Here is a 21,523-nt window from a genome sequence, read left to right as displayed (position 1 = left end):
CCCTCGTGGCGCGGGCATCCTGCTCTCGGGCGGTCTGCGGCGTTGCAAAGCCTCGCTGGGCCGCCCGGCCCGTCTGCGTTTTGCGCCTTGCAGCCCATCCCGACTGCAGGCGCCCGCATCCACGGGGACTTATTCAGCGTTGCCTTACGAGGTGGGCCCGAGGGCGATCATTTCGGGCGACAGGCCCTGCCACGCCATATCGAAGCCCGCCGTGCGCCGGGCCGGCGGCAGCGGCGGCGTGCGCAGCGCCCAGTGGGTGCCGGCGGTCACGCTGTCGATCACCGGCACCGGTACGTCGGCCTGCACCGCCGCGGCCATGCCGGCCAGGCCCGCGCCACCCAGGATGACCGCCTGCACGCCAAGCTGGTGGGCCGCGTCGCGGCAGGCCTGGGCCAGCAGGCGGTGGGCGGCGGCCGGATCGGCGGCCAGCTGGGCGCCCGTGGGCACCACGGTGTGGATGCCGGCGAGCTGTTGCGCCTGGCCCAGCGCCTGCGCCAGCCGCTGCAGCATCGGGCCCCAGCGCTCTCCGCCGGTGACGATGGCGTAGCGGCCGTGGCGGGCTGCTTCGATGAAGGCCGCTTCGGCGAGGCCGGTGACCGGCGCCGGGCTGGACTCGCGCAAGGCCATCAGGCCCGGGTCGCCGAAGCAGCCGATCAGCACCGTGTCGGGTGGGGGTTCGGGGCTGGCCAGTGCGGCGGCCCAGGCGTCGAGCGCGGCGTGGGCGGCCACGGCGTAGCTGGCTTCGTCGGCGATGTAGGGGGCGCCGAAGCGCGCGGTCACGGTGCGGACCTGCACGTGCGAACCGGCGGCAGCCTGCACATGGGTCTGCAGCAGCGCGCTCACGCGCTCCGAGGTGTTGGGGTTGATGACCAATAGGCGCTTCATGAGCCGAACAGTTCCAGCAGATCCGGCGCGGCTTCGGGCGTCGCGGAAAAGCTCAACTGCGACTCCAGCCGCTCCAGGTGCTCGCGCATCAGGCGCGCCGCTTCGCGTGCATCGCGCAGCTTGATGGCCGAGAGCAGGGCGCGGTGCTCCTGGCAGCCGCAGGCGGTGGCGTCTTCGCGCGCCTGGTGGTGCGGCGCGCTGTAGGTCATGAGGATCAGCGAGGTGCGCGAGACCAGTTCGCGCAGGATGCGGCCGAGCGTGTCGTGTCCGGCGTGGTCGGCGATGTGCAGGTGGAAGTCGCCCGAGAGCCGGATCGCGCGGCGCATGTCGCCTGCGGCCCGTGCCGCCTCTTCGTCGCGGATGCAGCGGGTGAGGGTCTGGATGTCGGCCGTGGTGGCCGAGGCGATGAAGCGCTCCACCAGCGTGGGTTCGATCATGCACCGCACCTCGAACACCTCGCGCGCCTCCTGTTCGCTGGGCTGGGCGATGGAGGCGCCGCGGTTGGGCGTGAGCGTGACCACCTGCTCGTTGGCGAGCCGCACCAGCACCGGGCGGATACGCGTGCGCGAGACACCGAAGGCCTCGGCCAGCCGGTCCTCCACCAGCTTGGTGCCGGGCGGCAGCCGGTGGTCGAGGATGGCCGAGATCATGCGCTCGTAGATGTCTTGATCGGACAGTGATGTCATCGCTTCCTCAGCAGCATGGCCAGGCCCACGGTGATGCCGATCACCGCGAAAGACACCACGGTGGTCACGGTGCCGAGCGCGTAGATGGCCGGGGTGGTGACGGTGGAGGTGAGGCCCTGCAGCTCCAGCGGCAGGGTGTTGACGTCGCCAATGGCCTGCGAGGTGCGGGCGATCTCGTCCCAACTGAGCGTGAAGCCGAACATGCCGATGCCGACCACCGAGGGTCCGATCAGCGGCAGCACCACGTGGCGGAAGGTCTGCCAGGGCGTGGCGCCGAGGTCGCGCGCGGCTTCCTCGTAGGCCGGGTTGAAGCGGTTGAACACCGCGAACATGATCAGCAGGCCAAACGGCAGGGTCCAGGTGAGGTGCGCGCCCAGGGCCGAGGTGAACAGGCCCAGCGCCGTGCCATATTCCTCCAGCGTCGTGGTCGCGCCCACCGCTTCGAGCAGCCACTTGAGCGCGCCGTCGAGTAGGCGGAACTGCAGGCCGATGCCCAGCGACACGATGATGGACGGCATGATCAGGCTGGCCACGGTGACGTAGAACAGCACGTTGCCGCCGCTCAACTTCTTGCGGAACGCCAGCCCTGCCAGCACCGAGAGCAGCACGGTCAGTAGCATGACGATACCGCCCAGCGTCAGCGAGCGCAGGAACGCCGCACCGATGTCCACTGTGCCCAGTCCCTCGGCGAGTTGACGGAACCAGTGCAGCGACACGCCGCGCAGCGGGAAGGTGAGGCCGCCTTCCGGCCCCTGAAAGCTCAGAACGAAGATCACGAACATCGGGCCGTACATGAACAGCACGAAGAGCGCGAAGATCAAAGCCAGTGGCCAGAAGCCAGGGGCGCGCGATTCGGAGGAATGGGCCATGCTCAGAGTTCCTTGCGAATGTCCACGAGCCGCGTGAGGCCCCAGATGATCATCAGGACGACCGCGAGCAGAATCACCGCGTTGGCCGCGGCCAGCGGGAACTGCAGGTAGCTGGTCTGCACCTGGATGATCTTGCCGACCGAGGCGATCTGTTGCCCGCCCATGACGCCGATGGTCACGAAGTCGCCCATGACGATGGTGATGACGAAGATCGAGCCGATGATGATGCCGGTCTTGCACAGCGGCACGATCACGTTCCACAGCGTCTGCCAGGCGCTGGCGCCGGCGTCGCTGGCGGCTTCGAGCAGGCTGCGGTCGATGCGCATCATGCTGTTGAAGATGGGCACGATCATGAACATGGTGTAGAGGTGCACGAAGGCCAGCACCACCGAAAAGTCGGAGAACAGCAGCCACTCGATCGGCGTCTCGATCAGGCCCAGGCCCTGCAGCGTCTGGTTGACCAGGCCATTGCGCCCGAGCAGCGGCACCCAGGAAATCATGCGGATCACGTTCGACGTCCAGAACGGCACGGTGCACAGGATGAAGAGAGCCGTCTGCATGCCCGAGGACCGCACGTGAAACGCCAGGAAATACGCCACCGCAAAACCCAGCACCAGGGTGATCAGCCAGACCAAGAAACTGAACTTGAGCGTGGACAGGTAGGTGGACAGCGAAACACAGAAATCACCGTGTTCGGTGAGCGTGGAGCAGCCTTCGAAGATGGCGAAGTAATTGCGCAGCGTGAACGCCGGCAGCAGCTCGTACTCGTTGAAATCCCAGAAGCTGACCATCAGCACTAGGCCCAGCGGGATCAGGAAGAACAGCACAAACACCAGCGTGAACGGCGCCGCCTGCCACCAGGCGTGCAGCGTGCGGTTCGGGCTGTCGGCGACAGGACCGGCGGTGGCGGTGGATGTGCTGCTCATGGGTTCAAAAAATCAGATGAAGAGCGGAAGACGGAGGGCGAAGCAACACGGCGAGCGCAGCGAAGCCCCCTCCAGGCTTTGCCGGGCCGCCAGTGGCGCCCCCCTGTGGGGGGCTGAGGACCGCGGCTCCGAGCCTGCCTGCGCAGGCTTGGACGGGACGAAGGGTCATCGCCTCTGGCGATGACGCGGCCTGCAAGGCACGCCGCAGGCGGCGCGGGGGGCGAGTTCGTGGCCGCTTACGCGGCCACGAACTCGTTCCATTTCCTCACCATGTACTCGTTCTCATCCATCACCGCGTTCCAGCAGGCGATGCCACCCATGCGCGCCTCGTAGCTGCCGCCGTCGCGCACCGCACCGGCCTTGGCCAGCACGTCGCCATTCGGGCTCTTGATGTCCTGGGTGGCGGCCTTGCCTTCCATCCAGTAGGCCCATTCGTAGGCTTCCATCTTGGATTTGGCGGTGTCGAGCACGGCGCTGTAGTAGCCCTGGCGGTTGAGGTAGGCGCCGGCCCAGCCGTCGAGGAACCAGTTGATGAACTCGTAGGCACCGTCGAGCTTGCGGCCCGACAGCGTGGCGGGCAGGCCGAAGCCGGCGGCCCAGGCGCGGTATCCCTCTTTCAGCGGCTGAAAGTTGCAGGCGATGCCCTTGGTGCGCACGGCGGTCACGGCCGGGCTCCACATCGACTGGATCACCACTTCGCCCGAGGCCATCAGATTCACCGACTCGTTGAAGTCTTTCCACAGCGCGCGGAACTGGCCGGCCTTTTTGGCTTCGATCAGGGTCTTGATCGTGAGGTCGATCTCGGCCTTGGTCATGTTGCCCTTGTCGGGGTACTTGTAGAGGCCCATGGCTTCGACCACCATGGCCGCGTCCATGATGCCGATCGAGGGGATGTTCAGGATCGCGGTCTTGCCCTTGAACTCGGGGTTCAGCAGTTCGGCCCAGGAGTTGATGGGGCGCTTGATCAGGTCGGGGCGGATGCCCAGCGTGTCGGCGTTGTAGACCGTCGGGATGAGCGACATGAACTGCGTCGGCGATTTGGCGAACACCTTGCTCTTTTCGCCTTCGAGGAAGATCACCTTCTTGGGCGCCGTGCCCTGGTCGCCCACGGCCTTGCCGGCCACGGTGCCGGTGGTGAACAGCGGGGTGATCTTGTCGGCGTTCTTGATCTTCTTGACGTCGATGCCCTTCAAGTTGCCGGTGGGCACGATCTTCTTGAGCGAGAAGTATTCGGTGTCGATCAGGTCGAAGCTGTTGGGCGCGGTGACGGCGCGTTTGGTCACGTCGTCCGTGGTCACGGCCACGTACTGGATCTTGATGCCGGTGTCCTTCTCGAACTTCTCGGCGATGGTCTTGTCCTGGTTCACCGCGGTGCCCAGGTAGCGCAGGGTGATCTTTTCCTGGGCGATGGCCGGCGAGATGCCGCTGGCCAGGATGCCGGCCATGCCGGCGGTGCCCTGCAGCAGGCTGCGGCGCGAGAGGCCCGTGGCGGGCGTGGCGGAAATGGGATCGATCGGATCGGACATGGTGAAGCTCCTGTGGCTGGGGTTGGAACGGGGAAAGGGATGCGGGAACGTTGGTGTGGGTGGCGGGCCGTCAGGCAGCGCCGAAGCTGTGGGCCTGTTCGGGTGCCCAGGTCAGGCCGACGCGGTCGCCCGGGTGGTAGGGGGTCTGCACGAAATCGGCCTCGGACAACATCACCGACACCTTGTCGCTGGCTTCGGCCTGATCCAGCTGCAGGCCCAGCAGCACGTAGCTGCCCTGGTACTCGACATCGCTCACGGTGGCGGGCCAGCCCGCACCTTCGACCGGTGCGAGGCGGATGTGGTCGTTGCGCACGGCGACCTTGCCCACGGTGGTGTCCAGCACGTTGTGGCCACCCATGAAGCGCGCCACGAACTCGCTGGCTGGGCGGTTGTAGACCTCGTGCGGCGAGCCGACCTGTTCGATGCGGCCGTGGTTCATCACCACCATGGTGTCGGCCAGGGCCATCGCCTCTTCCTGCGAATGGGTGACATGGATGAAGGTCAGGCCGAGCTCGCGCTGCCAGTGGCGCAGTTCGGCACGCATCTGGATGCGCAGGAAGGGGTCGAGCGCGGAGAGCGGCTCGTCGAGCAGCAGCACGCGCGGCTGGGTGATGAGCGCGCGCGCCAGCGCCACGCGCTGCTGCTGGCCGCCGGAGAGCTCGCCCGGTTTGCGCGCGCTGAGGTGGCCCATGGCCACGCGCTCCAGAAGGTTCTGAGCCTGGCCGTGGCGCTCGACCTTGTCCACGCCCTTCATCTTCAGGCTGAAGGCCACGTTGTCCAGCGCCGAAAGGTGCGGAAACAGCGCGAAGCTCTGGAACATCATGGCCGTGCCGCGCGCGGCGGCGGGCAGGCCGGTGATGTTGCGGTTCTCCAGCAGGATGTCGCCGCTGGTGGTGCTCTCGTGGCCGGCGATCATGCGCAGCGTGGTGCTCTTGCCGCAGCCCGAGGGGCCCAGCAGGCAGCAGTAGCTGCTGGCGGCGATGCGCAGGTCGATGCCGTCCACCGCCACGCTGCCCTGGGCGTAGCGTTTGGTGAGGGCGATCAGTTCGATGGCGGCGGGCGTGGGGGAGGAAGCGTCCATGCCGCACCGTGATGCACGAGGCGTGCCAGGCTTTTTGTACGCAATGCGCACAAGATTGTGTACAAAATGGCACGCTTCTTGTGCGCAAAGCGGTGTCGCGGAGCCGTCTATGGGCCGCGCCGGTGCGCGCGCACCGCCGTGAGGCGCGCCACGGTGCGCGGCCCACGCGCCGCCGGGCGGCTTGATGGGCGGATAATTCCGCCCATGCACATCCGCTTCACCAAAATGCAGGGCGCGGGCAACGATTTCGTCGTGCTCGACGAGACACGCGGCCCCCTGGGGCTCAGCCATGCGCAGTACCGCTGGCTGGCCGACCGCCACTTCGGCGTCGGTGCCGACCAGATCCTGAGCGTGCGGCCCTCGCCCGGGCCCGGGCTGGACTTTGAATACCTGATCCACAACGCCGACGGCGGCGAGGTCGAGCACTGCGGCAACGGCGCACGCTGCTTCGTGCGCTACGTGCACGACAAGGGGCTGACCACCCTCAACCCGGTGCGCGTGAAGGTGAAGCAGGGCGAGATCAGCCTGGCGCTGAATCACGACGGCCGCGTCACCGTGGACATGGGTGCGCCCGTGTTCGCGCTGGAGCGCGTGCCGTTCGACGCGAGCGGCCTGGTCTCAACGACGATGGGCAATGTCGAGCGCTGGCCGCTGGCCTTGCCGGACGGCGATGAGGCGCTGGTCTGTGTGCTGTCCATGGGCAACCCGCACGCCGTGCAGCTGGTGGACAACGTGGACACCGCCCCGGTCCTGGTCCAAGGCCCGCAGATTGAATGGCACCCGCGCTTCCCCGCGCGCGTCAACGCCGGCTTTCTGCAGATCGTCAACCGCGGCCAGGTGCGCCTGCGCGTGTACGAGCGCGGCGCCGGCGAGACGCTGGCCTGCGGCACCGGCGCCTGCGCCGCCGTGGTGACCGGCATCCGCCTGGGCCTGCTGGATGCGAAGGTCGACGTGCACACGCACGGCGGCGTGCTCACCATCGAATGGGTCGACACGCCGGCCCACGACGCCCCGGTTTTCATGACCGGCCCGGCCACCACCGTGTTCGAGGGCGAGATCGACGTGCCCGACCTCGACTGATCGCGCGCTTTTCGCGCCTGGCCTGCCTCCTTTTCCGCCCGACCATGACCCCGAACACCATTCCTCCGATCACTGAAGACGACATCGCCAACTACCTGGCCAACACCCCCGACTTCTTCGTGCGCCACGCCAGCCTGCTGGGCACGGTGCAACTGACCAGCCCGCACGGCAGCCGCGCGGTGAGCCTGCAGGAGCGCCAGGCCGAGTTGCTGCGCGACAAGATCAAGGGCCTGGAGCAGAAGGCGGTCGAGATGATCCGCCACGGCAATGAAAACTCGGCCATTGCCGATAAGCTGCAACGCTGGACCACCGAACTGCTGCTCACGCGCGACCCGCGCGAGCTGCCCTGGGTCGTGGTGCGCGAGATCGCCTCGCAGTTCCAGGTGCCGCAGGTGGCCGTCAAGGTCTGGGGGGTGTCGCCCGAGTTTGCCGGCGAGCCCTACGCCCAGGGCGCCAGCGAGGATGTGATGGCGTTTGCCGCCTCGCTCACGCTGCCCTACTGCGGGGGCAATCCCGGGCTGGAGGCCGCGCAGTGGCTGGACGACCCCAAGGCCGTGGCCTCGCTGGCGCTGATTCCCCTGCGCAGCGTGGCCGAGCCCCAGGCCTTTGGGCTGCTGGTGCTGGCCTCGAACGACGAACAGCGTTTCGCGGCCGACATGGGCACCAGCTTCCTGGAGCGCATCGGTGAGCTCACCAGCGCCGCGCTCTCGCGGCTGCGCCCCGAGTTCTGAGAGACTGAGAGTCTTTCGATCATGCCCGCTCACCACGCCAAAACGCACCCACTCCGCGTTGCAAATGCGCGCCATAGCCCGAGCTATGGCTGTGCTTTGCGCCTTGATTGGGCACGTTTTGACGCGTTGCTCGGACACGCCCGAAAAACTCTCAGCCTCTGAGACCCGAGCACCGCATGAACGGCCCGCTGTTGCCCACGGACGTGGCCCTCGGGCAGGCCGACGATGCCGCGCTGGTGCAGGCCTATCTGGCGCACGTACGGGTCGAAAAGCGCCTGGCCGAGCGCACCGTGGTGCTCTACACCGCCGACCTGGACAAGCTCGTCGGGCAGGCGGGTTCGGCCGGGGTGGCGTTGCGCCAGGTGCAGAACGCCCACATCCGCCGCTGGGTCGCGCAGATGCACAGCGGCGGGCGCAGCGCACGCGGCATCGCCCTGATCCTGTCGGGCTGGCGCGGTTTCTACGTGTGGCTGGGCCGCCAAGGCCTGGTGGAACACAACCCGGTGCAGGACGTGCGCGCGCCCAAGGCGGGCAAGCCGCTGCCCAAGGCGCTGGGCGTGGACGAATCGGTGCAACTCGCTTCGCACGTGGAAGAAGCCGACGACCCGGCGCTGGAGGCGCGCGACGCCTGCATCACCGAGCTGCTTTACGGCTGTGGTCTGCGCATCGGCGAGCTGGTGGGGCTGGACGTGGCGGCCAGCGCCAGCGCACGCGGCTGGATCGACGCGCCGGCCGGCGAGGCCCATGTGCTTGGCAAAGGGTCCAAGCGGCGCAGTGTGCCGGTGGGCCGCGCGGCGCTGGCGGCCTTGGCCCGGTGGCTGGAACTGCGCACCGCCTGGGTGGGCCACAAGCCACAGGCCTCCGCAGCCCTGTTCGTCGGGGCCGGTGGCCAGCGCCTCACGCCGCAGCACATCCGCGTTCGGCTCAAACGCCGCTCGCTGCTGGCCGGCCTGGCCACACCGGTGCACCCGCACATGCTGCGCCACTCGTTCGCCAGCCACGTGCTGCAGTCCAGTGGCGACCTGCGCGCGGTGCAGGAGTTGCTGGGCCACGCCAGCATCAGCACCACGCAGGTCTATACCCGGCTCGATTTCCAGCATCTGGCACAGGTGTACGACGCGGCCCACCCGCGGGCGCAGGCCCGTGCCAGGGACGCGGGCGGCGATGGCCCGGCCCGCCCACCGGCGGCGGGGGTGGTGCCGGCGCGCAAGCCCGGGCGCTGACCGGTCCGGGGCGCGGGGTCCGGATGCCCGGGCGTGAGAGCAGGGGCGGGTTATCCCTGTAGGATTTGCCGGCCCAGCCCCGACAATCGTTTCATAAGCAATTGCTTCTTAATATCAGGAGACCCCCATGTTCAAGTTCCTCATTGCCCTCAAGTCGCTGCTGCTCGCGGGGCTCGTGGCCACCTCGTTGTCGGCGCAGGCGGCCGACGACGCGATCAAGGTCGTCTATCACATGAGCGAAGGCATTCCCCAGGCTTCGCGCGCCATCAACAACATCCGCAACCACCTGGCGGCCGACCCCAAGACCAAGATCGTGGTCGTGACCCATGGCCTGGGCATCGACTTCCTGCTGGACGGCGCCACCAACCAGATGGAACAGCCCTTCGCAGGCGCCATCGGTGAACTGGCGGCCAAGGGCGTGGAATTCCGCGTCTGCAACAACACCCTGGTCTCGCGCAAGATCGACCCGGCCCGGGTGGCGATGGAAGCCAAGATCGTTCCGTCGGGCGTGGCCGAGGTGGCCCGGCTGCAGGCCCGCGAAGGGTTTGTTTACCTGCGACCTTGAACAGGAGCACCCCCGCGCCGCCTGCGGCGTCACCCCCTCAAGGGGGCGGCACTGGCCGTCCGGCAAAGCCGGCCCGGCGGTGCCCTGGAACCAACTGCCCCTTGTTCGACCGCAGCCTCTCCCGCGCGAAGTGACTTCGATCGAGGATGCGGTGGAACCGGCTTCGCCGGGCCACTCGCATCGCCCCCCTCCGGGGGGGTGACGCCGCAGGCGGCGCGGGGGGAGGGGCCTCCTGCGGCGCGGGGGGGACAATAGTCCTCATGAAAATTATTCGACTGAGAGCCGGTAAAGAGCGTTCGCTGCTGCGCCGCCATCCCTGGGTGTTTGACGGCGCCGTCGCCAAAGGCGGCGGGGACGCGGGCGAAACCGTGCGCGTGGAAAGCGCCGAAGGCCAGTTCCTGGCTTGGGGTGCGTTCTCCCCGGCCTCGCGCATCCGCGTGCGGGCCTGGAGCTTTGACGAGGCGCAGCGCATCGACGCCGCTTTTTTCCGCGACACGCTGGCGCGTGCCATCGCCCTGCGCGAGCGCCTGGGCATCGAAAGCAACGGCGTGCGCCTGGTGCACGGCGAGTCCGATGGTCTGCCGGGCCTGATCGTGGACCGCTACGGCGACACGCTGGTGGCCCAGTTCACCGCCTGCGGCGTGGAGCGCTGGAAGGCCCCGATCGCCGACGCCCTGATCGAACTCACCGGTTGCCCGCGCCTGTACGAGCGCTCCGACACCAGCAGCCGCAAGCTCGAAGGCCTGCCCGATGCCACCGGCTGGCTGCGCGGCAGCGGCGAGACATCCCTGGAGCTGCAGGAACACGGCTGGCGCCTGGGGCTGGACATCGCGCACGGTCACAAGACCGGCTATTACCTGGACCAGCGCGACAGCCGGCGCGTCTGTCATGAATACACCAAGCGCCTGTGTTTTGCCCACGTGCTCAACTGCTTCAGCTACACCGGCGGCTTCAGCGTGGCCGCGCTGGCCGGCGGGGCAGGGCACGTGACCAGCATCGATTCGTCCGGCCCGGCGCTGGAGCAGGCGCGCGCGAACCTGCTGCTCAACGGGCTGGACCCGGCACGGGCGACCTTCATGGACGCCGACGTCAACACCGCGCTGCGCCAGTTCGTGGCCGAGGGGCGCAGCTTCGATGCCATCGTGCTCGATCCGCCCAAGTTCGCACCCACAGCGGCCCACGCCGAGCGCGCCGCCCGTGCCTACAAGGATCTCAACCGCCAGGCCTTCAAGCTGCTCACGCCCGGTGGCGTGCTGTTCACCTTCTCCTGTTCGGGTGGCATCGGGGTGGAGCTGTTCCACAAGATCGTGGCGTCGGCTGGGCTGGACGCCGGCGTGGACGGCGCGATCCTGCAGCGCCTGGGCGGCGCCTGCGACCACCCGATGACCATCAACTTCCCCGAAGGCGAATACCTCAAGGGCCTGGTGGTGATGAAAAAGGCGTAGAACGCGTGGGTCGCATACACTCCCCCGCTGTTTCGTTCCCCGCCACCCCGTTGCCGGAGTCTTTCCCGCCATGTCCCTGATCCCCGCCACCATCCTCACCGGCTTCCTCGGTTCGGGCAAAACCACGCTGCTCAAGCGCGTGCTGACCGAGGCGCACGGCCAGAAGATCGCGGTGATCGAGAACGAGTTCGGCGAGGAGAACATCGACAACGAAATCCTGGTGGCCGACACGCAGGAAAACATCATCCAGATGAGCAACGGCTGCATCTGCTGCACCATCCGCGACGACCTGCGCGCCACGCTGCACGATCTGGCCGAGAAAAAGCGCAAGGGCGAACTCGATTTCGAGCGCGTGGTGATCGAGACCACCGGCCTGGCCGACCCCGGCCCGGTGGCGCAGACCTTCTTCATGGATGACGAGGTCGCCGAGCAGTATTTGCTCGATTCCATCCTGACCCTGGTGGATGCCAAACACGCGGCCGACCAGCTCAACGACCGCCAGGAGGCGCGCCGTCAGGTGGGCTTTGCCGACCAGATCTTCATCAGCAAGGCCGACCTGGTGAGCCAGGACGAGCTCGACGCGCTGATCCACCGCCTGAAACACATGAACCCGCGCGCGCCCATGCGCCCGGTGCATTTCGGCGAAGTGGCGCTGAGCGAAGTGTTCGATCTGCGCGGCTTCAACCTCAACGCCAAGCTCGACATCGACCCGGACTTCCTCAAGGTCGAGGATGACCACGACCACCACGATCATGAGCACGGCGAGCACTGCAACCACCCCTCGCACCAGCACGGTCACGAAGGCCAGGGTCACCACCACCATCACGACGACGATGTGAAGAGTTTCGTCTACCGCGCCACCCGGCCCTTCGACCCGGCCAAACTGGAAGACTTCCTGGGCGCCATCGTGCAGGTCTATGGCCCGCGCATGCTGCGTTACAAGGGGGTGCTCGACATGCAGGGCACCGACCGCAAGGTCATCTTCCAGGGCGTGCACCAGCTCATGGGCAGCGACCTCGGCCCACCCTGGGCCGCGGGTGAGGCCCGCGAAAGCAAGATGGTGTTCATCGGCCTGGACCTGCCACGCGACATCCTGGTCCAGGGGCTGGACCAGTCGCTGGTCTGACCCGATCCGCCGGCACGTGATGGCATGACGATCGAATGAACAGGATCTGATCGTGCTCTTTGTCTCGCTTCTCCAACGATTGGGATTTCGATCCAACCCGGCGACGGTTCCTGCGGAACCACCGTCGTTACAATCGCGCCCCAAGTCGATTGCCCGACGGCCCGCGCTGAAAGCGGATCGAGGCGCTCAGAAGCGGGACCGTAATAAGGGTATAACAACGAATCCGTCGGCACAGCCGGCGCAAGATGGCGTACCGTTGGCCCCGGCCAGCGGCGATGTCCCGCCCCTAGACCACGCATCGTCAGGTACTGAGAGGAGACCCGTTGTGAAAGCCCCGGCCACCAGGACAGCGAAAAAAGGCAAGCCCGCCGCAACGGGTGTCAAGGCCAGCTCGTCCGCCACCGCCTCCAGGGTGCCCGCAACCAGCAAGTCAGCCGCCAAGGTGGCACCGAAGCCCCCAGCCAAGACCGTGGTCAAACCCGCGGCCAAGACCGGGAAGACGTCCTCCGCCCCCAAATCCGTGGCGCCGGTGAAAGCCGGCCCATCCAGCAAGCCCAGCAGGACCGCGGCAAAAACCGCCGCTGTCAGCGCCACACGACCGGTCAAGCCGGTCAGCAAAACCATGGCAAAAACTGCTGTCAAACCTGTCGCAAAACCCGCCGCCCCGGCACCGGCCAAACCGGTTGCGAAGTCCGCTGTCGCCAAGCCGGCGGTCAAAGCAGCTGTCAAGCCCGCCCCGGCGCCTGTGTCCAAAGTCCCCTCCAGAACTGCACCGGCCACCGCCTCGGCGTCTGCCACCAAAACCTCCAGCACCCGTTCGCCCGCCGCCCCGGCCAAGGCCGCGACGCCCATGCCCGTCGTCGAGCCCACGCCAAGGCCTTTGGGCAAGCGGGCCGCGAAGAAGGTCATGATGGAACAGATGACGCAGGCGGCGGTGATTCCTACCCACGCACCCGATGCCGCCAAGGCGACTTTTTCCACCATGAACGAACGTGCCGTAATGACCCCTCCCGTGCCATCCTCCATCCAGAAAGACCCCAAGCGGGCCAACAACTGGAAAACCGTGCCGGTCGAGCAACTGACCGACCAGGATATTCAGGCCATGCCGGACAGTGAATACATGAGTGAACTGCAGCTCAGCTACTTCCGCCGCAAGCTGTCCCAGCTCAAGGCCGACATGCTGGCCAACGCGGGCGAAACCACCGAGCACCTGCGTGAAGACACCGTGGTGGTACCCGATCCTGCCGACCGCGCCACCATTGAAGAAGAGCACGCCCTCGAACTGCGCACCCGTGACCGCGAGCGCAAGCTGCTCAAGAAAATCGAGCAGGCCATCGCCCGCATCGATTCGGGCGACTACGGCTATTGCGAAGAAACCGGCGAAGCCATTGGCGTCGGCCGCCTCATGGCACGGCCTACCGCCAGTCTCTCGCTGGAAGCGCAGCAGCGCCGCGAGCTCAAGCAGAAGATGTTCGGGGACTGAGTCTTCGCGGTCCATCCCATCTGCAGCCCCTTCCCCGACAACGACCCGACATGTCCAAGGACGAATCCAACGGCGGTTTTCTGTCCAAGGTGGTGAAATTCGTGCGCCATCCGACCACCAGCTGGTCGGACCTGGACACACGATCCGCCGATCGCGAAAGCGAGTACAGCAAGGCGGCGCTCAAGGAAATGATCGAGCGCAAGCGGCGCAACGACTTCGTGCGCAAGCGCGAATTCGACATGCTGCGCAAAATCCGCAGCCGCGAAGCCTCCGGGGGCGAGGGGCAGGGGGTGAGGCCCTCGTTCTTCCAGAGCAGCCTGCCGTCGAAACCCGACGACCGGGCGATGACGCTCAAGAAGATCGATGAGATCGAAGCCCAGATGTCGATGCAGTGGTGGAAGACCAAGGGACCCGACTCCCAGGCCACCGCGAGCTCCAGTCTGGGTTCGGGTACGCATTCCACGGGGGGCACGCCTCTGGAGCGCAAAGCCGAAGCCCACGACAAATCGGTCGCCGGGGTCGAAGCCAAGCGGCGTACCGCACAGTACACCGAAACCGAAGCCTCTCCCTTGCCCGAGAGTACGGCGCCCGCGCCCAAACCCGCTCCACCTCCAGCGCCTTCCCCGGTGCCGGCCGCCACCCCGGCTGCCGCTGCTGTGGGTCCGAAGGAAAAAACCGAGAAGGGGCGCAAGCTGTGGGGGCCATCCCGTGAGCAGGAGTTGTCGCGCGACCTGCACCAACCCTCGTCGTCGCCGGCCCGTACCGGTTTGATGGCGCCCTCCGGAAACAGTGTGCAGCCGAGTGCCAGCTCCGGGTTTTCGGCCTCGCACTTTTTTGCGCTGGATGTGCAGGAGATCGCCCAGGACCCCGAAGTCGAAGAGGCTTCCATCCGGTTTGCCAACGGCGACGATGCCGGCGCGGAACAGGGGCTGCTCGACGGTCTGGTCGATGGAGGCGCGCGGGCCCAGCAGGTGGACGACTGGCTGGCCCTGTTCGATCTGTACCGCGCCACTGGTCAGCTCGCGCCCTTCGAGAGCCGGGCGGTCGATTTCGTCAACCGCTTCAACCGGTCGGCGCCGCAGTGGTACGACATGCCTGAGATCGTGTCCAGCATGAGCGGAAAGACCTTCACGCCTTCGTCCGGACCGAACCGGGCGGTCTGGGTCTGTGAGGCGGACGTCGACGCGCACGCGGTGGGCACGTTGCAGAACGTGTTGCTGCGCGCCAGCAAGCCCTGGGTGCTGGACTGGTCGCCGATCGAGAGCATCGATGTGAAGGCCGCGCGGGCGCTGCTGGGCGTGTTCACGCTCTGGGGCGACCAGGACGTGGAGCTGCGCTTTTATGGCTCGTCGAACCTGCGGGATCTGCTCAAGTCCCTGACGCCCTCCGGTCGGCGCGACGTGGAGCAGCTCTGGTGGGAGTTGCGCATGGCCGTGCTGCGGGTCATGAACCTGGTCGATGAGTTTGAGCTGGCCGCTCTGGACTTCTGCGTGACCTACGAGGTGTCCCCGCCGGGCTGGGAGAAGCCCCGCTGCCATTTCCTCGGACTGTCGACGGATGCCTCGGACGAGGTCGGCCAGTCGGTGTTGGGCGAGGTGGTGCTGGAGCAGGCGCCCTCGACCTACCCGGGCGAGTCGGTGCTGGAAAGCCAGAGTTCCGAACTCAACCAGCTGGGCCTGGTGGAGCTGTCGGGTGAAATCCGCGGTGACCCGCAGGCCACGCTGGAGACGCTGGAGCGACGTCTTCAGGGGGCGGACGTGATGATCATTTCATGCCGCAACCTGATCCGCGTCGATTTTTCGGCCGCGGGCACCCTGCTCAACTGGGTCTCGGGCCATCATGCGCAAGGCCGCCTGATCCAGTTTGTCGATGTCCATCGACTGGTATCCGCCTTCTTTCACGTCATCGGAATCACCGAATACGCCAAGGTGGTGGTTCGGAACGATTGAGGTTGAGCTCCCCCGCGCCGCAAGGGTCTGACCGACCCCCACCGCGCTGCGCGCTGCGCCCTCAAGGGGGCGGCACTGGGGGCCCGGCAAAGCCGGTTCCGCGGTGCCCTTGGAAACATTTCCTTGCCTCGACACGGGGCTTGAGCTTGGTCTGATCATCCCCACTTGCTAGCCACCTATGGAAAATTTTCACGGAACCACCATTGTTTGCGTGCGTCGGGAGACGCCGCAAGGCGTGCAGGTCGCCATCGGCGGCGACGGCCAGGTGACCCTGGGCAACATCGTTGTGAAGGGCACTGCGCGCAAGGTGCGCAAGCTGCACCACGATCAGGTGCTGGCCGGTTTTGCCGGCGCCACCGCCGATGCCTTCACCTTGTTCGAGCGTTTTGAGGCCAAGCTGGAAAAACACCAGGGACACTTGGTGCGCGCCGCGATCGAGCTCACGCGCGACTGGCGCACCGACCGGGTGCTGCGCCGGCTCGAAGCCATGCTGGCCGTGGCCGACCGCAGCGCCGCGCTGATCATCACCGGCAATGGCGACGTGCTGGAGCCCGAGCACGGTGTGGTGGCCATCGGCTCGGGAGGAGCCTACGCCCAGGCCGCCGCCCGCGCCCTGATCCAGCACACGGCATTGAATGCGGAAGAGGTGGTGCGGCAGTCGCTCGCGATCGCGGGCGAGATCTGCATCTACACCAACATGAATCACACGATCGAAACCCTGGAGTGAAACACATGAGCGCAGCGCCGGGCCGCCCCAAGCAAGCTCGCACCCCCTTGGGGGGCAACGAAGTACACGCAGTGACGAGTGTGGGGGCCCTATGTCTTCCATGACGCCCCAGGAGATCGTCTCCGAACTCGACCGCTTCATCATCGGCCAGAAAGGCGCGAAGCGCGCCGTGGCCATTGCTCTGCGCAACCGCTGGCGCCGTCAGCAGGTGGACGAAAAACTGCGGCCCGAGATCACGCCCAAGAACATTCTCATGATCGGCCCCACCGGCGTGGGCAAGACCGAGATCGCGCGCCGCCTGGCGCGGCTGGCCGACGCGCCGTTCATCAAGGTCGAGGCCACCAAGTTCACCGAGGTGGGCTATGTGGGCAAGGACGTCGACAGCATCATCCGCGACTTGGCCGACATCGCGATCAAGCAGACGCGCGAGATCGAGATGCGCAAGCAGCGCGCCCGTGCCGAGGACGCGGCCGAGGAGCGCATCCTGGACATCCTGATTCCACCCCCGCGCGCATCGGGCGCCGAGCCGTCCACCGTCCTGACCACCGAAAGCACCGCACGCCAGGCTTTTCGCAAGAAGCTGCGCGAGGGCCAGCTCGATGACCGTGAAATCGAAATCGATCTGGCCGAGCCCCGCCCGACCATGGAGATCATGGGGCCGGCCGGCATGGAAGACATGGCCGAACAGCTGCGAGGCATGTTCAGCCAGCTCGGACAGGACAAGCGCCGCACCCGCAAGCTCAAGATCGCCGAAGCCATGCAACTGCTGATCGAAGAGGAGGCGGGCAAGCTGGTCAACGAAGAAGAGATCAAGATCCGCGCGCTGCAGAACGCCGAGCAGAACGGCATCGTGTTCATTGACGAGATCGACAAGGTGACCTCGCGCAGCGACTCGGGCAGTGCCGAGGTGTCGCGCCAGGGGGTGCAGCGCGACCTGCTACCGCTGGTCGAGGGGACCAACGTGTCCACCAAGTACGGCGTCATCAAGACCGATCACATCCTGTTCATTGCCAGTGGTGCGTTCCATCTGGCCAAGCCCAGCGACCTGATTCCCGAGTTGCAAGGGCGTTTCCCCATCCGGGTGGAACTGCAGTCGCTGTCGGTGGACGATTTCGAGGCCATCCTGACCCAGACCCATGCCTCGCTGGTGCGCCAGTACCAGGCGCTGCTGGCCACGGAGGGCGTGACGCTGGCGTTCACGCCCGAAGGCATCCGGCATCTGGCGCAGATCGCCTGCGATGTGAATGAACGCACGGAAAACATCGGCGCGCGCCGACTGGCCACGGTGATGGAGCACCTGCTCGACGAAGTCAGCTTTTCCGCCACCGGTTTGCAGGGCCAGACCATCACGGTGGACGCGGCCTACGTGGACGGCCGTCTGGCCGAGCTCAGCCGCAACGAGGATCTGTCGCGCTACATCCTCTGAACAACCCCGCCTGAGCTGTGGAAACCGCGTGCTGCCTCGGGCGGGCGCGGTTTTTTCGTTGGACGGGACACCGGTAGCACCTGCCATCGCCTGGGGGATCGCTCTGCCCCTGAGCGGGGTTCAAACGTAACAGCGTTTTCAAGCATCACATTCAGAGGCCGTTCTAAGTACTTGCTTTTGCTGCTTTTTTAAGCGGTAAATTGTTTCAAAGTATGTTCTAAGTGCTTGATTTTATTGAAAAAATAAGTAGCCGTGCGTTGCAGTTCCTGATTTTCCTGATAAAGTGGGAAAATGTGCAATTAAGTGGTGAAAAGTGTTTTTCAAGGAATGACAGCGGTGTTTCAGGGTGCCTCATCTCTCAGTCTCGATGCCAAGGGTCGGCTCTCCATGCCGACCCGGCACCGTGACGCCCTGAGCGCCGCCGCCAGCCAGCTCACCATCACCAAGCACCCACACGGCTGCCTCATGGTATTTCCTCGCAATGAGTGGGAACTGTTCCGCGAGCGCATCGCGGCGCTGCCCATGCAGGCGCAGTGGTGGAAGCGCATTTTCCTGGGCAATGCCATGGATGTGGACATGGACGGGTCCGGCCGTGTGTTGATCTCGCCGGAGCTGCGCGCGGCCGCCGGCATCACCAAGGACGCGGTGCTGCTGGGCATGGGCGCCTATTTCGAGCTCTGGGATGCGCAGGTGTACGCAGCCCAGGAGGCCGAAGCGATGAAGGCCGACATGCCCGATGTCTTCAAGGACTTTTCTTTCTAAGGGCAGCGGTGCAAGGCGCATGGAACCACCAAACCGTCCTGTTGACCGAAGCCGTGGCGGCACTGGCGATCAACCCGGACGGACACTATGTCGACGCGACCTTCGGCCGCGGTGGGCATTCGCGCCTGATCCTGCAGCAGCTCTCCACGCGGGGGCGTCTGACGGCCTTCGACAAGGATCCGCAGGCCGTGGTGGCCGCGCAGGAACTGGCGGCCAGCGATGGCCGCTTTTCCATCCGGCACCAGGGCTTCTGCCACCTGGGCGAACTGGGGGCGGCGAGCGCGGACGGGGTGTTGATGGACCTGGGCGTGAGTTCGCCCCAGATCGACGACCCCGAGAGGGGTTTTTCTTTTCGCCACGATGGGCCTCTGGACATGCGCATGGACACCACGCGCGGCCAGAGCGTGGCGCAGTGGCTGGAAACGGCCGAAGTCTCCACCCTCGCGGAGGTGATACGTGAATATGGCGAAGAACGGTTTGCTCAACCGGTTGCAAAGGCGATTGATCGTCGCCGACAGGAACGGGGCCCTATTCGAACCACCCGCGAGCTGGCCGAAGTCGTGGCTGGCGCGGTCAAAACCCGCGAGCCGGGCAAGGACCCTGCAACGCGCACATTTCAGGCTTTTCGGATTTTCATCAACGCCGAGCTTGAAGAGCTGCAACAGGCGCTAGAGGCCAGTCTGCATGTCTTGCGTCCCGGAGGGCAACTGGTGGTGATCAGCTTCCATTCATTGGAAGACCGCATGGTCAAGCAGTTCATGGCGCGCCATTCGCGCGCCGTGGTGGACCGCCGCGTGCCTTTCGCCGAGCCCGCGCCCATGCAACTGATCCACGTGCGCCGCGTCATGCCATCGGACGCCGAAGTGCAGGGCAACCCGCGCTCGCGCAGCGCGGTGATGCGCGTGGCCGAGCGCACGGAGGCGGGCGCATGATCCGCCTCAACCTGGTTCTGCTGATGGCGGTGCTGGCCAGCGCTTTCTATCTGGTGCACACGCAGTACGAGTCACGGCGCCTGTACACCGCGCTGGACCGCGCGCAGGCACAGTCGCGCAAGATCGATGCGGAACACGAGCAGCTGCAGGTGCAGAAGCAGGCCCAGGCCACCTCGGCGCGTGTGCAGCTGATCGCCACCCGGCGGCTGCAGATGCGTCCGGTCAACCCCGCCATCACCGAATACGTGACGCTGTACGCGCCGCAGGCGCCCGGCCTGGCGCCCGATCAGGGAGGCCGACCATGAGCCGGCGGGCCAGTCGCAGTGTCAGCTACAGCGCAAGCCCGCTGCTGGCGAGCAAGACGCCGGTCTGGCGCAGCAAGTTCATCGTGGCGGCGCTGGCGCTGGCCTTTGCCGGGTTGGGCGCCCGCGCGGCTTACGTGCAGGTGTTTGGCAACGAGTTCTTCCAGCGCCAGGGTGAAGTGCGCTTCGCGCGCACGCTGGAACTGCCCGCCAACCGTGGCCGGGTGTTGGATCGCAACGGCCTGATCCTCGCCTCCAGCGTCGTGGCGCAGAGCATCTGGGCGATTCCGGAGGATGTGGACAAGAGCGAGCCCAAGCTGCGCGAGTTGGCCAAGCTGCTCGGCATGCCCTTGTCTGCGCTCAAGAAGCGCCTGGCCAACGAGGACAAGACCTTTGTCTGGGTCAAGCGCCAGGTCGACGAACCGGTGGCCAACGAGATCGCCGCGCTCGGCATCAAGGGCATCTACCTGCGGCCCGAGTACAAGCGCAAGTATCCCGAAGGCGAGGCCGCGGCCCATGTGGTGGGCTTCACCAACGTGGAAGACCGGGGGCAGGAAGGGGTCGAGCTGGCCTTCAACAAGGAGCTCTCGGGGCGCAATGGCTCGCGCCGGGTCATCAAGGACCGGCTCGGCCGTGTGGTCGAAGACGTGCGCGACGTCGTGCCACCGGTGGACGGCCCGGATCTGCAGCTTTCCATTGACAGCAAGGTGCAGTACTTCGCCTACCAGAAGCTGCGCGAAGCGGTGCAGATGCACAAGGCGCGGGGGGGCAGCGTGGTGGTGCTCGACACCCGGACCGGCGAAGTGCTGGCGCTGGCCAACTACCCGAGCTACAACCCCAACCTGCGTCTGAACCTCAGTGGCGAACAGCTGCGCAACCGGGTGTTGACCGACAGTTTCGAGCCGGGCTCGACCATGAAGCCCTTCATCGCGGCGCTGGCGCTGGACAAGGGCCTGGTCACCCCGACCACGCAGATCCAGACCGCGCCGGGGCACATGACCATCGGTGGCTCCACCATCAACGACGCGCATCCGAACGGCCTGCTCACGGTCAACGAGATCATCCAGAAGTCGAGCAACGTGGGCGCGGTCAAGATGGCCATGCAGATGTCGCCGCGCGAAATGTGGGAGACCTTCGCCCAGGCCGGATTCGGCCAGAAGCCACAGGTGCCGTTCCCGGGCGCGGTCAGCGGGCGCCTGCGCCCCTACAAGACCTGGCGCCCGATCGAACAGGCCACCATGAGCTACGGCTACGGCCTGTCGGTGTCGCTGTTCCAGCTGGCGCAGGCCTACACCATCTTCGCGCGCGATGGCGAACTGATCCCGGTGAGCATGGTCAAGACCGACGGGCCCACGGATGGCGTGCGGGTGTTCAGCGAAAAGAACGCGCTGGCGGTGCGCAAGATGCTGGAGATGGCCACCGGCCCAGGCGGCACGGGCCAGCGTGCACAGACCATGGGCTATTCGGTGGGCGGCAAGTCGGGCACCGCGCGCATGCAGGAAGGCAAGGGCTATGCCGAGAAGAAATACCGCAGCTTCTTCGTGGGGCTGGCGCCGGTGGAGCAGCCGCGCATCGTGGTGGCGGTGATGGTCGACCAGCCGAACAACGGCGCCTATTACGGCGGGGTGGTGGCCGGCCCGGTGTTCAGCGAGACGGTGCAGCAGACCTTGCGCATCCTGGGGGTGCAGCCCGACATGAGCGTCAAGCCGCAGATCTTCAGCGAAGTGGTGGAGGAGCCGTTTTGAACCCCCCCCGTTGCTTGCTCACTGCGTGTAGCCGCATCCCCCCCCAGGGGGGCA

Annotated in this window: 21 protein-coding genes; 14 read left to right on the top strand and 7 right to left on the bottom strand. The window is 66.3% G+C overall.

Annotated features, from left to right (window positions below; genetic code table 11):
• Positions 1-144: 144 nt before the first annotated feature.
• The 6 genes from HTA01S_RS04260 to HTA01S_RS04235 form a co-directional block, all read right to left on the bottom strand.
• Positions 145-885 carry an aspartate/glutamate racemase family protein gene (locus HTA01S_RS04260; RefSeq protein ID WP_068167357.1) on the bottom strand — a complete coding sequence of 247 codons (741 nt, stop codon included), beginning with the start codon at positions 883-885 and terminating at the stop codon, positions 145-147.
• Positions 882-1,571 carry a GntR family transcriptional regulator gene (locus tag HTA01S_RS04255; protein ID WP_068167356.1) on the bottom strand — a complete coding sequence of 230 codons (690 nt, stop codon included), beginning with the start codon at positions 1,569-1,571 and terminating at the stop codon, positions 882-884. Before HTA01S_RS04255 ends, HTA01S_RS04260 begins: the two co-directional genes overlap by 4 nt.
• Positions 1,568-2,440 carry an ABC transporter permease gene (locus HTA01S_RS04250; RefSeq protein WP_068167355.1) on the bottom strand — a complete coding sequence of 291 codons (873 nt, stop codon included), beginning with the start codon at positions 2,438-2,440 and terminating at the stop codon, positions 1,568-1,570. Before HTA01S_RS04250 ends, HTA01S_RS04255 begins: the two co-directional genes overlap by 4 nt.
• A 2-nt stretch (positions 2,441-2,442) precedes the next feature.
• Positions 2,443-3,366, bottom strand: a complete 924-nt coding sequence (locus tag HTA01S_RS04245; RefSeq protein ID WP_068167354.1) for an ABC transporter permease — start codon at positions 3,364-3,366, stop codon at positions 2,443-2,445.
• Between the two features lie 236 nt (positions 3,367-3,602).
• A complete protein-coding gene (locus HTA01S_RS04240; protein ID WP_068167353.1) occupies positions 3,603-4,892 on the bottom strand; it encodes an ABC transporter substrate-binding protein in 1,290 nt (429 codons plus the stop codon).
• A 70-nt stretch (positions 4,893-4,962) separates the two neighbouring features.
• Positions 4,963-5,973 (bottom strand): ABC transporter ATP-binding protein, encoded by a 1,011-nt coding sequence (locus tag HTA01S_RS04235; protein ID WP_068167352.1) that lies wholly within the window; start codon positions 5,971-5,973, stop codon positions 4,963-4,965.
• Positions 5,974-6,177: 204 nt separating this feature from the next.
• Between HTA01S_RS04235 and dapF the strand changes: the two genes are divergently transcribed.
• The 6 genes from dapF (at position 6,178) to HTA01S_RS04205 (ending at position 12,143) form a co-directional block, all read left to right on the top strand.
• Complete coding sequence (gene dapF, locus HTA01S_RS04230) at positions 6,178-7,053, top strand: diaminopimelate epimerase (RefSeq protein ID WP_068167351.1); 876 nt, start codon at positions 6,178-6,180, stop codon at positions 7,051-7,053.
• A gap of 44 nt (positions 7,054-7,097) precedes the next feature.
• On the top strand, positions 7,098-7,784 hold the full coding sequence (locus tag HTA01S_RS04225; protein WP_068167350.1) for a DUF484 family protein: 687 nt from the start codon (positions 7,098-7,100) through the stop codon (positions 7,782-7,784).
• Positions 7,785-7,960: 176 nt separating this feature from the next.
• Positions 7,961-9,007 (top strand): tyrosine recombinase XerC, encoded by a 1,047-nt coding sequence (locus HTA01S_RS04220; protein WP_068167349.1) that lies wholly within the window; start codon positions 7,961-7,963, stop codon positions 9,005-9,007.
• 127 nt (positions 9,008-9,134) lie between these two features.
• Positions 9,135-9,572, top strand: a complete 438-nt coding sequence (locus HTA01S_RS04215) for a DsrE family protein (protein WP_068167348.1) — start codon at positions 9,135-9,137, stop codon at positions 9,570-9,572.
• A gap of 260 nt (positions 9,573-9,832) precedes the next feature.
• Positions 9,833-11,017: a class I SAM-dependent rRNA methyltransferase gene (locus HTA01S_RS04210; protein WP_068167347.1), complete on the top strand. Its 1,185-nt coding sequence runs from the start codon at positions 9,833-9,835 to the stop codon at positions 11,015-11,017.
• A 70-nt stretch (positions 11,018-11,087) separates the two neighbouring features.
• Positions 11,088-12,143 carry a CobW family GTP-binding protein gene (locus HTA01S_RS04205; protein ID WP_068167346.1) on the top strand — a complete coding sequence of 352 codons (1,056 nt, stop codon included), beginning with the start codon at positions 11,088-11,090 and terminating at the stop codon, positions 12,141-12,143.
• Positions 12,144-12,329: 186 nt separating this feature from the next.
• Here HTA01S_RS04205 and HTA01S_RS25855 read toward each other — a convergent pair whose 3' ends face one another.
• The gene (locus HTA01S_RS25855) at positions 12,330-13,052 is read right to left on the bottom strand and encodes a hypothetical protein (protein WP_245638002.1); all 723 of its coding nucleotides are present in this window, start codon (positions 13,050-13,052) and stop codon (positions 12,330-12,332) included.
• Here HTA01S_RS25855 and dksA point away from each other — a divergent pair.
• The 8 genes from dksA to HTA01S_RS04160 all read left to right on the top strand — a co-directional run bounded on the left by dksA (position 13,051) and on the right by HTA01S_RS04160 (position 21,469).
• A complete protein-coding gene (dksA, locus tag HTA01S_RS04195; protein ID WP_245638001.1) occupies positions 13,051-13,626 on the top strand; it encodes an RNA polymerase-binding protein DksA in 576 nt (191 codons plus the stop codon). The genes HTA01S_RS25855 and dksA overlap by 2 nt on opposite strands.
• Positions 13,627-13,676: 50 nt before the next feature.
• A complete protein-coding gene (locus HTA01S_RS04190) occupies positions 13,677-15,575 on the top strand; it encodes an STAS domain-containing protein (protein WP_068167343.1) in 1,899 nt (632 codons plus the stop codon).
• Between the two features lie 178 nt (positions 15,576-15,753).
• Complete coding sequence (hslV, locus tag HTA01S_RS04185; RefSeq protein WP_068167342.1) at positions 15,754-16,302, top strand: ATP-dependent protease subunit HslV; 549 nt, start codon at positions 15,754-15,756, stop codon at positions 16,300-16,302.
• A gap of 91 nt (positions 16,303-16,393) precedes the next feature.
• Entirely contained in the window at positions 16,394-17,728 is a 1,335-nt protein-coding gene (gene hslU / locus HTA01S_RS04180; RefSeq protein WP_068167341.1) for an ATP-dependent protease ATPase subunit HslU, read from the top strand.
• Positions 17,729-18,064: 336 nt separating this feature from the next.
• Entirely contained in the window at positions 18,065-18,490 is a 426-nt protein-coding gene (gene mraZ, locus HTA01S_RS04175) for a division/cell wall cluster transcriptional repressor MraZ (protein ID WP_068167340.1), read from the top strand.
• Positions 18,491-18,498: 8 nt separating this feature from the next.
• Positions 18,499-19,422, top strand: a complete 924-nt coding sequence (gene rsmH / locus HTA01S_RS04170) for a 16S rRNA (cytosine(1402)-N(4))-methyltransferase RsmH (RefSeq protein WP_068167339.1) — start codon at positions 18,499-18,501, stop codon at positions 19,420-19,422.
• Positions 19,419-19,727: a cell division protein FtsL gene (ftsL, locus tag HTA01S_RS04165; RefSeq protein ID WP_068167338.1), complete on the top strand. Its 309-nt coding sequence runs from the start codon at positions 19,419-19,421 to the stop codon at positions 19,725-19,727. Before rsmH ends, ftsL begins: the two co-directional genes overlap by 4 nt.
• Positions 19,724-21,469, top strand: coding sequence for a peptidoglycan D,D-transpeptidase FtsI family protein (locus HTA01S_RS04160; RefSeq protein ID WP_068167337.1), 1,746 nt, complete (start codon positions 19,724-19,726; stop codon positions 21,467-21,469). Before ftsL ends, HTA01S_RS04160 begins: the two co-directional genes overlap by 4 nt.
• Positions 21,470-21,523: the final 54 nt, after the last annotated feature.

It is taken from the genome of Hydrogenophaga taeniospiralis CCUG 15921 (genome assembly GCF_001592305.1).
Classification (GTDB): domain Bacteria; phylum Pseudomonadota; class Gammaproteobacteria; order Burkholderiales; family Burkholderiaceae_C; genus Hydrogenophaga; species Hydrogenophaga taeniospiralis.
Note: the sequence above shows the minus strand (reverse complement) of the source record. Positions and strands in the feature narration are given on the sequence as shown.